Annotated in this window: 8 protein-coding genes and 1 pseudogene; 8 read left to right on the top strand and 1 reads right to left on the bottom strand. The window is 62.2% G+C overall.

The annotated features are described in order from the left end of the window. The first annotated feature begins 148 nt into the window (after positions 1 to 148). The gene (locus AUC71_RS01920) at positions 149 to 1147 is read left to right on the top strand and encodes an SMP-30/gluconolactonase/LRE family protein (protein WP_083237993.1); all 999 of its coding nucleotides are present in this window, start codon (positions 149 to 151) and stop codon (positions 1145 to 1147) included. Here AUC71_RS01920 and AUC71_RS01925 read toward each other — a convergent pair. After that, positions 1118 to 1531: a hypothetical protein gene (locus tag AUC71_RS01925; RefSeq protein WP_141701379.1), complete on the bottom strand. Its 414-nt coding sequence runs from the start codon at positions 1529 to 1531 to the stop codon at positions 1118 to 1120. The genes AUC71_RS01920 and AUC71_RS01925 overlap by 30 nt on opposite strands. A 326-nt stretch (positions 1532 to 1857) precedes the next feature. On the opposite strand from AUC71_RS01925, the gene AUC71_RS01930 reads away from it, so the two are divergent. The 7 genes and pseudogenes from AUC71_RS01930 to AUC71_RS01955 form a co-directional block, all read left to right on the top strand. Further along, a complete protein-coding gene (locus AUC71_RS01930) occupies positions 1858 to 2235 on the top strand; it encodes a hypothetical protein (RefSeq protein WP_069622912.1) in 378 nt (125 codons plus the stop codon). 2 nt (positions 2236 to 2237) lie between these two features. Further along, a complete protein-coding gene (locus AUC71_RS01935) occupies positions 2238 to 5432 on the top strand; it encodes a multicopper oxidase domain-containing protein (protein ID WP_069622913.1) in 3195 nt (1064 codons plus the stop codon). Between the two features lie 5 nt (positions 5433 to 5437). After that, positions 5438 to 6589, top strand: coding sequence for a BMP family ABC transporter substrate-binding protein (locus tag AUC71_RS01940; protein WP_069622914.1), 1152 nt, complete (start codon positions 5438 to 5440; stop codon positions 6587 to 6589). 80 nt (positions 6590 to 6669) lie between these two features. Further along, the gene (locus AUC71_RS22490; protein ID WP_083237994.1) at positions 6670 to 7161 is read left to right on the top strand and encodes a twin-arginine translocation signal domain-containing protein; all 492 of its coding nucleotides are present in this window, start codon (positions 6670 to 6672) and stop codon (positions 7159 to 7161) included. 305 nt (positions 7162 to 7466) lie between these two features. Then, positions 7467 to 8251: pseudogene (locus AUC71_RS22495) on the top strand (molybdopterin cofactor-binding domain-containing protein). Further along, on the top strand, positions 8158 to 9894 hold the full coding sequence (locus AUC71_RS21710) for a molybdopterin cofactor-binding domain-containing protein (protein ID WP_069622916.1): 1737 nt from the start codon (positions 8158 to 8160) through the stop codon (positions 9892 to 9894). The pseudogene AUC71_RS22495 and the gene AUC71_RS21710 overlap by 94 nt, the downstream one beginning before the upstream one ends. Further along, positions 9891 to 10415, top strand: a 525-nt coding sequence (locus tag AUC71_RS01955) for a hypothetical protein (protein WP_204376609.1), incomplete at its 3' end; no start/stop codon positions are given. The genes AUC71_RS21710 and AUC71_RS01955, both read left to right, overlap by 4 nt.

Raw genomic sequence — 10415 nt, forward strand, 5'->3', positions numbered from 1 at the left:
GCGTTCACCTCGATCCGGAAGGCCAGCGTGCGCTTGGCCAAGCCGTCAGCGAGATTCTCAGGCCCGTCCTTTAACAGGGAGAATTATCGGGAGCAGTTCACGGTTCGAAAACAGTGCTTCGCTACAATCGGCCGCGAGGAGACACGGCATGGCTCAGGCTCCAGGACCGGGTGACGGCGCGACGCTTGCCGTTTATCGCGAGAAATTTCGAAGAGTGCTCGGTAAGGACTTCCGACGGACCGTGCTCATCGAGACCAACGCCCATGAAGGCCCGGTCTATGTGGCCGCCGAGCATGCGCTCTATTTCACGACGGTGCCGGAGCCAGGCCCAAAAAACATCGCGATCATGCGGCTCCAGCTCGCTGGCGACACGTTTCCCTTCACCGCAAGTACCCTTGAGACCGTACGCCAGCCCTCGAACATGGCCAACGGTATGTGCCTCGACCTTAAAGGCCGGCTGGTCATCTGCGAGCAAGGCACGCGCGACGTGCCGGCGCGGATCAGCCGCATGGTCTTGAAGACCCGCGCGGTCGAGACGGTCGTCGACCAGTGGCGAGGCCTCCGTTTCAATTCGCCGAACGACGTGGTGGTGAAGTCCGACGGCACGGTGTGGTTCACCGATCCGAACTACGGCGAGGTGCAGGGCTTCAAGCCCGCGGCGGAGGTCGGCGCCTTCGTCTACCGGCACGATCCGGCGACGGGCGAAACGGCGGTGGTCGCGGACTCCTTCAACAAGCCGAACGGGCTCGCCTTCTCACCGGATGAACGCGTGCTCTACATCACCGATACCGGCGCCAATCAGGCGCCGGGCACCTATTTCGTGAACCTGCCCCATCACGTCCGCGCCTTCGACGTGCACAAGGGCGGGCATTTGCGAAACGGGCGGCTGTTCGCCGTGGTCAGTCCCGGCGTTCCCGACGGCATCAAGATCGACACACGCGCGCGTCTATACATCGTCGGCGACCGGCGTGCAGGTGTTCTCACCGCAAGGCGATCTGCTGGGGGAGATTGTGGCGCCTGGCGTGGCCAATTTCACTTTCGGCGGGCCGAAAAACGACGTGCTGTTCATTCTCGGCGACACCAAGATCTGGCAGGCGAAGCTAAAGACACGCGGGGTCTAGCCTTTCAGCGCCCCGTCATCGGTTGAGACCGGCGCGGCCGTCACGGCGCGACTCCGGCCTACCAGCTCGCGAATGCCCTCGGTGATCTCGGCCAGCGCCGCACGGTGCGAACCGTTGACCTCCTTCAAGAGATCGAATTCCCGCCGTATCGTCTTGTGGTCTTCCTTCGCCCGCTTTTCCGAGTCGCGATTGAGCATCGCCGTGCCGACGGTGATGACGGGCAGGAAGACGAGCTGGAGGAAGTTCGACCAATAGAGAATCTGGGTTTCGTATTCCGGCCATAGGACCGGCGTCAGGCCGAAGATGACGAAGGCGTAGAACGCCCAAATCGAGCCCACCAGCATAGTGATGCGCATGGCCAAGACGTCATTGAGCTTGGCAATGAAGCTCTCGCGCGGCGGTTCCTTCATCGTCGACATCTCCGGACATGGGCAACACTTGGAATCGCCCAGAGGGGTCCTGGTCCCGCCGATAAGAGTTACGCGATGATCTTAAAAAAATGCTGAGTCTCAGGCCGCCAGTGAAGAGGTCGCCATGGTGACCACCGCATCACTATATTCACAACAATCTGCGAGATATTTCGGATTTTCCTCGCGAGGCGCGCCTTTCTTCTTTTAAACTCTTCATAAAGGCGGAGAAGGCAACACTATCCGCGATCACGCCGATGTTCAGTCGAAAAGACGCGAGCGACTGAAAGCGTTCATCACTCCAGTTTCCAAAGCGAGCCGAGGAGCCGATGTCACGTTTCGTTGCCGTCATCCTACCAGTCCTGGCCGCGGCTTTCGTCACGCCCGCCGTCTGCAAATCAGCCGACGACGGCGCCTGGCCGGACGTCATTCAGGCAAAGAATTTCGACGAGCTTCAGCAGAAATGGTGCACGGCGAAGCGAGATGTGAGCCACATCTTCGTGCTTCCCAGCGCATTGTTTGTGGATAGCCGCGAGTTGGTCTGCGATACCGGGACGTACAAGCTATACCGAGTCGTGTCGGTCGATGATCCCGACGACTTCGAATACTACATCGATCCCCCGTTCGGAAAAGAGAACCGGTTGGGATGCGATGGAAAGGCGGGCCTGAAGACGCAGGTCGTCGCCGTCAACTGTCGGCCCGAATAGCGATGGTCGAATTCGTCAAAAGGAATGGATGGCAAGCCGGAGCTCTGGCTCTCGCGGGCCTGCTGGCATTCACGATCGGCCTGCTGTCGATCATATGGGTTGGGCCCACGATCTGGGCCCAAGACGCCGCCCCGACCTTCGACCCTTCCATCCGGCACGAACTCAAAGATCCGGTGACGCTCGCCAGCAAGGATGGCGTGCTCGAGGTCCGGCTTACGGCGCAGCAAGGCGAAGCCACTCTCGATACGGTGGCCAAGCCGGTGCAGAGTTTCCTTCTCTACGGCTACGAGGTGCTTCAGGGCACGCCATCCAACGGCAAGATGACGGGCACGAACCAATATCCCGCGCCCACCTTGCAGGTGTATCCGGGCGATAAGCTGATCGTCCACATGGACAACGCGCTGGCGGGATTGACGATCCGGGACTTTTACAATCCTGCGTTCACGCCGAAGGACGGCGACGTGCCGATCTATCCGGAGCAGCTGAGCCAGGCGCCGATCAATCTTCATACCCACGGATTGCGTGTCAGCCCCAAGGGCAACTCGGACAACGTGCTGCTCCACATCGGCGCGGGCCTGACGAACACATATACTTACGAGATCCGCAAAGACCATCCGCACGGCGCCTACTGGTATCACCCTCACCTTCACCAGCTGACATCGCCTGAAACCTACATGGGATTGGCTGGCATTCTCGCCATCGGCCGGCTCGACGGCAACATTCCGCTGGTCACGGAGAAGAAGCTCCCCATCCGCAACATGGTGCTTCAGTACAATTTCGTGTTCGACCGGAAAGGCGGCAGCGCCCAGCTTAATAACCCCAACTGGAGCCAGTATGTCAGCACGCTGAAGAAGCCGACAGAGGATGAACTCGCCAAAGGCACGTATCGTCCGCTGCTCGCGCCGGTCAACTTCAGGGATGCCAAGAAGGGCACCGAATTCTTCACGGTGTGGTGGACCGGCCCGCTTGGCGTCAACAACAATCGTGGACGCCTGCAATTCATTCCGAACAATCTGCAGACATTCGAGCAGAACCCCGGCGAAGACGGACGCACGGTTGCCGCCGATCCGGCGCTGCCCGACTATCGCCGCGACGTGCAGTTCACAGTCAATGGTCAGTTCCAGCCGATCATCAAGAGCAAACCCGGGCAAACGGAGATCTGGGTGCTCTCCAATATCAGCGACATGGCCTACATGAACGTGCAGCTCACGGAAACCGCCACGGGGAAGCACCCCAAGATCGCGATTCTGGCGGAGGACGGCAATGCTGGAAAGTTCGTCCGCTACCCGCCGACCGATGACGGCACGCGCCTGCTCATCCCGCCGGCGACGCGTTACGCCATCGCCGTGACCATGCCGGAGACCGGCGACCTGATTCTCGAAATGCCGCCGATCGGCGAAGGTACGAAGGCCATCAGCGAGCCGGGAGTCCTCTACACCAACGACGGGACGGACAACCCTCCCGCCGTACTCGGCGTGGTGACCGCGCTCCCGTCCGCGCTCAGCCACGACGACGGCTTCTTCGTATTTCCGACGCAGGTGCTCGCCAAGGCCACGCCGGAAGGCGAGCCCGGCGTCACCGCAATTTTTGCCGAGGGGCAGGAGATCAATGCACCCAATAACGGCTTTTTCGATACGTCCAAGGTGACGCCGGGCCTGGTGCGCAGGCTGGATTCGACCGGCGGATTTCTCAACAATCTCGCGAGCAACAACGATCCGAAAGCCTTCGTCTATGCGTTCAACAAACAAGGCTTTCCGAACGCGCCCGTCCTTCAGCCGCGGCTCGATACGGTCGAGGAGTGGAGGTTCTATAACCTCAACAACGACTCCCATCCGATCCACGTGCACGTCAATGACTTCCAAGTGACGCGCTACTACGACCCGACCATCGGCCTGACGCTGGGGCCGGGCCCCTGGGAAGCGGACACGGCCGAGCTCTCGCGGCCGACCTTGCTCGTCGGCGAAGACGTCGGCGTACCAGCCGAGCTGTTCATCAGGACCAAGTTCGAGGACTATATCGGCCTGTTCGTCATGCACTGCCACCGTCTCAATCACGAAGACAATGGCCTCATGCTCCTGGTGAACATCATCCCGAGCGTGTCGACCTACGCGGTTGCCGTTCCCGGTTCATCGGGAATGCCGGCGGCGGTGAAGGTCTATGACGGCGACGGCGACAAACTGGTCGCAACCGTCATGCCCTTCTCGGATTTCGAAGGTACGCCGAGCGCGGCCATGGGCGACGTCAATGGCGACGGCGTCTTCGATCTGGTCGTGGGCGCCGGTGAAGGGCATGCACCTGAGGTGGTCGTCTATTCCGGAAAGGCCGAGGGCGGCAAAGCCGCGTTCGCCACCGAGCTGACGCGGTTCGAGGCCTTCGAGTCCGGGTCGAAGGGCGGCCTCAACATCACATCCGATCAAATCGATGGCGGCACATCCGACAATATTATTGTCGGCTCCGGACCCGGCATGCCGAGTGAGGTCAAGGTCTTTACCTACAAGCCCGACTCTGCGCCGGAACTCTTCTCGGCGTTCGAGCCCTATCCGGGCGACACGTCCGGGGTGAAAGTCGCCTCGGGCTTCGTCAGCTTCATGTCGGGCCGCAACAGCATCGTCACCGCGCCTGGCCCCGGCACACCGGCTGTCGTGAAGGTCTTCGACTACTGGCTGATGAAGCCGGCGCCAATCAAGATCAAGGAAACGAACATCCCGCTCCAAATGTGCTCGAAGGGCGATGGGAAACCGGCCCAGCTCGCGGAGTTCGCACCGTTCGGAAACGACTACAAGGACGGCATCTCGCTGGCGACCGGCTGGCTTTACGGGCAGCTCGGCGGCAGCAAGCGGATCATCGTCGGCCAATCGACGGGGCGCGGCGAGGTCAAGGTGTTCTCGACCGGTTCGGCGCTCCAAGGAGGGCCTAAAGACGAATTGAAAAGTCCCGTCGAAAATGGGGAGCCGCCCGAATATGCCGAGGACTTCAGCTTCGTTCCCTTCGACGGCAAGTCGGGTGTGCGCGTGGCGGCCACAAGCACGACAATGGGCGCCGACCTTCTGGTCAGCGGCGCGGCGGGCGACACGGCGAAGATCCTGAAGTTCGAGATCGCACCGCCCGACGAGACCTCGACCAAGCTGCATGCCGTGAAGACCAGCGAGGTGTTCTCCGGCGCGGGCTCCACGCCGCTCGCCCTCGGTGGAGATTAGACGGCATGTCCGGGCGGACTCTGACACGGCGCCGTGTGCTTGAGGGCGCTGGTCTGCTCGGCGCGAGCGCCGTGATCTCCGGTGTCTTGCCGATACGGTTCGCGCACGCGGCCGACCTCACTGTCGGTATGATCTTTATCGGGCCGCGGGACGATTGGGGCTGGAACCAATCGTTCGCCGAAGCCGGCGAAGATCTTAGCGCCCTGCCGGGAGTCAAGATCGTCGAAGCCGGCTACCTTCCCGAGACGACCGACTACGGAAGCGGAAAGGAGTCGCCGGAAACCGGCGCCTACACCGCGGAGCTCGCAAAGCTCATCAGTCCGGACGGCGCCAACCTGGTCATTTCGACGTCGTTCGGCGACGATCCTTTCCTCAACGCGGTGGCGGCAAAGAACCCGGCTGTTGCTATCCAGCATGCCGCGGCGGCCGCGAGCAAAAAGGACCCCAAGAATGTCGGCGGTCTAAACGCGCTGATCAACCAGGGTCATTACGTAAACGGCGTCGCGGCCGGCCTGTGCACGAAAGCGAACAAGCTCGGTTTCGTCGCCGGGCTGCCGGAAGGCGCGGTCCTCGTCAACATCAACTCTTTCCTGCTTGGCAGCCGCAAGACCAACCCAAACGCCACAGTACAAGTGATCTTCACCGGAGGATGGGAGAACGACGCGCTCGAAACCGCGGCAACCAAAAAGCTCGTCGACGCAGGCTGTGACGTCATCACCTGCCACTTGGACAGCCCCAAAGTCGTTATCGAGGCTGCCGAGGCTCTCGGTGTAAAGACCTGCGGCCACGCTTTCGACCAAGCTCCGCTTGCGCCCAAGGGCTACATCACCGGAGCAGAATTCGCCTGGACCCCGATGTTCAAGATGTTCGCCGGCATGATGCAGAAGGGCGAACGGTTGCCGCCCTTCGTGATCGGCGGATACGACAAGGGCTATGTCAAATCGAGCCCGTTCGGCGCCGGCGCAAACCCGGAGGCCGTCAACGCCGCCACGTCCGCGATCAAGGCTATGACGGACAACAAGCCCATCTTTATCGGCCCGATCAAGGACAATGCGGGCAGGCTGGTCATTCCGGCCGGCACGACCTACGGGCCCTACGCCCCCGAGCTGTTCAAGACGAACTATCTGATCGAAGGCGTCATAGGCTCGATCGCATAAGCTAGGGAGACGGCGCGTCGAAGCGCTATTTTCGGCCTGGTTGGCGTAAAATGGCAGCGATTCGAGAGGAGTAGCGATCCGTGCGGACTGGCTGGGCGACGCGGCGCGAGTTCCTGAAGGGCACAGCTGCCGCCGGCGCAGCGGGCCTCCTCGTCTCCACGCTCGATTTCGGCCGAATGGCGCCGTCTTTCGCGGCCACGATGGATCCGCCCGGCGGGTGGAGCGGCACGCCGGGACAGGCGCGCTACCGAATCGACGGCCTGGCGAAGGTCACCGGGCAGAAAATCTATGCCCGCGACTCCAGCCAATCGATCTGCCCGATTGGCCAACGAAATATCGGCACGCACTCGTGGTGTGCGCCCCGTTCGTCGATTACGTCTATGACGGTCTCGACCTCGATCAGCTCCCGAAGGCGCTTCAGCCGTCCGTCGTCATCACCGCCGCGGATTTGGCGCGCGATTCAATCGGTATCGCCGAAGAGGACTATCCGGAAGGCGAGTATCTTGTGGCGACCGGAAAGCCGCCGACTTATCTCGGCCAGGCCGTGGCGATCCTGCTCTACGACGAATTGACCGCCTATAACGGAGCCAAGGAGCAAATCGTCTCCGACGGCAAGGTGATCCGACGCGGCAAGGCGGTGACGCCGCCGGACCCCGTAAGCTACGAGCCGGAAACCAGCATCGTTCACGCCGTCACCAGAGAGAGCGGCGATCAGCACTTCGCGCAGACGCTCCACGGACCCGTTCACCCCTCGCAGCCCGGAGCGAAGAACAAGAAAGCCATGCAGCTCGTCGACAAGATCGGCGAAAGGCTCCAGTCCCCCGATCTGGACGTCTTCCATCAGACCTATGAGACGCCCGTCATCGATCCGATGTTCATGGAGCCTGAGACGGGCCTGGCCTGGTTCGACCGGAAGGCAAAGACGCTGCGCCTGCTGATTGGCACGCAGTCGCCGGGCTATGACGTGACCTCCGCCCGCGCTTTGTTCGCGCCTAAGGCCTGCCCAATCGAGATCGACGACGTCCATCTTTATGCTGCGTATCCGGGCGGCGGATTCGGCGGGCGCGACACCTCGATCCTGTGTCTCTATCTCGCGCTCGCCGCGGCCTATTCGGACACGCCGATCCGCATCTCCAACGACCGGTTCCAGCAGTTCCAGGCTGGCATCAAGCGCCACGCGCAAAGATCGAGCTTACCGTCGGCGTCAGCGACCAAAATCTCATCGAAGCGTTCCGCAATCATTCAGTTCTCAACGGCGGTGGCCGCCGCAATGTCAGCGTCTACGTCTGCAACGTCACCGGCATCAGCGGAACCGGCGTGTACCGGGCGCCTCTCGCCGATGTCTGGTCGCGCGCGATGCATACGACTTCGCAAGTGGCGGGCTCGATGCGCGGCTTCGGCTCGTTTCAGTCGACGTTTGCGGTTGAATCCATGGTCGATGAGATCGCTGTCGCGCGCGGGCTCGACCCTCTGGAGTTTCGTAAGCTCAATCTTTTGCATCCCGGGGATTCGATCGTCACCGCGCGCCGCGGACTCCGCCTGGCCTTGGGAGCATCTGCGACAAGGCGTTGGCCCATCCGCTATGGACAAACCGCGCCGCCGATCAGAAGCGGCTATCCACCGAGGATGAGCGCTACGGTGTCGGCGCCTCGCTCGCCATGAAGAATTTCGGCTCGGGCGCGGACGCCGTGATGTCGCAAGTGCGGATCGGCCCCGACGGCCGCATAACAATCGTCACCAACAATGTCGACATGGGTCAGGGCGCCGCGACGGCTCATGCCCTCATGACAAGCAAGGCGCTCGGACGAAACGCCGACGACATCGACACGGGAAGGACGGAGATCTTTCGCGAGCTCAAACTCGTCGGCGGCTTCAAGGAGCAACCCGCCAACCCGCGCTGGACGCCGATCGTCTGGAACTCGACCAAGGCGACGGCCGGGGTCGGCCGGTGGCTGCACGCCACCGAGCAGGCCGCGGATGTTTTGTTCAAGACGGCGATCATGCCGGCGGCCCGCTCGCTCTGGGGGGCGACGGCGAGCAAGATCGGCACTGAGGACGTGTCGTGGAGCGAGGGGCGCCTCGCCAGCGATGGCTTCCAGCCGATTCCCTTTGCGGCGATTGCCGCCGAGCTCTACGCAAAGAAGCTAGTCACCAGCGCCATGATCCATGCCTTTTTCAGCGGGCGCTGGGTCGAGGCCGACTACACGGTCGATGGCGTCACCGATCGCTGGAAGATCGATGCCCTGGCGGTTCAGCATGGCAATGAGCCGGCTTATGTCTTGATCGACCGCCAGAATCCACTGCTCTTCACCACCGAGAGCATGTGGGAGCAGAACGGCCAGGCCTTCGCCGCGGCCGGCGCCATTACCGCCGTCAAGGTCAACCGCAAGACGGGCGCCGTGCACCTGGTCAAGGGCGTTCATCTCCTCGCACCGGGCACGGTCATCCAACAGGATCTGCTCGAGGGTCAGATGGACGGCGGCTGGGCGATGGGCGTCGGACATGCCCTGCTCGAAGAACTTCCGGACGATGCCAGCGGCGCGGCAAGCGGAAAGTGGAATCTGGATCGCTACCATGTGGCCCTCTCCGCCGACTGCGCCATCCACGATGTGGAGAAGATCTTGATTCCGCCTGACTCAGCCGATCCAAGTCCGCGCGGCATCGCCGAACTCGTTTTGCGCCGGTGCCTGTTGCGATTTCCAATGCCGTCACCAACGCCATCGGCCACCGCTTCCGGTCGTTGCCGATCACGCCCGAAAGAGTGCGGGCGGTCTGGAGCTGACATGGGCAATATCGCGCTCAACCTGACCATCAACGACGAGCGGATCGTTCGCGAGTCGATCGACGGCGACATGTGGCTCAATGACTTCCTGCGCAACGAGATCGGCCTGACCGGCACCAAGTTCTGCTGCGGCATCGCCGTCTGCCGGGTCTGCACGGTGGCCGCCGCGCGCGTACCGGGCGCGCTTCCGGAGCCGATCCGCACCTGCACCACGCCGCTTCGCGTCGCAAACGGAAAGATCATCACGACCGTCGAGGGCCTCTCTAAGAACGGCGAGCTTCACCCGCTGCAACACGCGTTCTTGCGCAACTTCTCCTTCCAGTGCGGGTATTCCGCGCCGGGCTTTCTGATGGCCGCTTACTGCCTGCTCGACCGCCTGCAGCGCAGCCCCATACCGGTCAGCGCCGTGGACGCCGCGATCGAAGTTGCCGTCGGCCAGCATATTTGCCGGTGCAGCGGCTATGTCCGCTATCACCGCGCCATTCGCGAAGTCATTCTCGAGACGCCCGGGCTTGCCACATGAACCTGCAAAGGACTCTCCTGGCAATTCTTGCGCCTGCCGCTTTCGTTCTGGCCGGGGTGGCGTCGGTTCCGTTCCTCCTCGCTGACAGCCCTGATGCCGGTAGTATCGAGGCCTATGACGACAGCTACGACGTCCATGCCTATGGGCGCGAATGCGCCGAGCTGATCGCCGAGATGCCGCCCTTCAATTGTCTCGACGGCGAGATCGTGCCGATCACCGTGGATGGTAAGACGCCCGAGAGGTACACGCGCCACATGCGCTGCGACCGACCGGCTTACCTCCCTTATCCGGAGGAGACCGACGGCCAGTGCACGCCGTACACACGGATTAGAGCCGCGCGCGACGACGACATTCAGATGGTTCTCTATTGCCGCCGCATGTATATCCGGCCTGCCGACGATCCGCGCTTCGACTCGATCGAAGCGATCATGCACAACGTCAAGACGGGCAGCACCTGCTTCTTCATCTCGAAGAACTTCGGCGAGAAGCCCGAGGGCGACGACGGCCGGCGCGTGCCGCCC

This window comes from Methyloceanibacter marginalis (assembly GCF_001723295.1).
In the GTDB taxonomy this organism is placed as follows: domain Bacteria; phylum Pseudomonadota; class Alphaproteobacteria; order Rhizobiales; family Methyloligellaceae; genus Methyloceanibacter; species Methyloceanibacter marginalis.

Coding starts and splice junctions, on each gene's coding strand:
- AUC71_RS01920 (WP_083237993.1), top strand. CDS start 149: ATGGCTCAGGCTCCAGGACCGGGTGACGGCGCGACGCTTGCCGTTTAT.
- AUC71_RS01925 (WP_141701379.1), bottom strand. CDS start 1,531: ATGAAGGAACCGCCGCGCGAGAGCTTCATTGCCAAGCTCAATGACGTC.
- AUC71_RS01930 (WP_069622912.1), top strand. CDS start 1,858: ATGTCACGTTTCGTTGCCGTCATCCTACCAGTCCTGGCCGCGGCTTTC.
- AUC71_RS01935 (WP_069622913.1), top strand. CDS start 2,238: ATGGTCGAATTCGTCAAAAGGAATGGATGGCAAGCCGGAGCTCTGGCT.
- AUC71_RS01940 (WP_069622914.1), top strand. CDS start 5,438: ATGTCCGGGCGGACTCTGACACGGCGCCGTGTGCTTGAGGGCGCTGGT.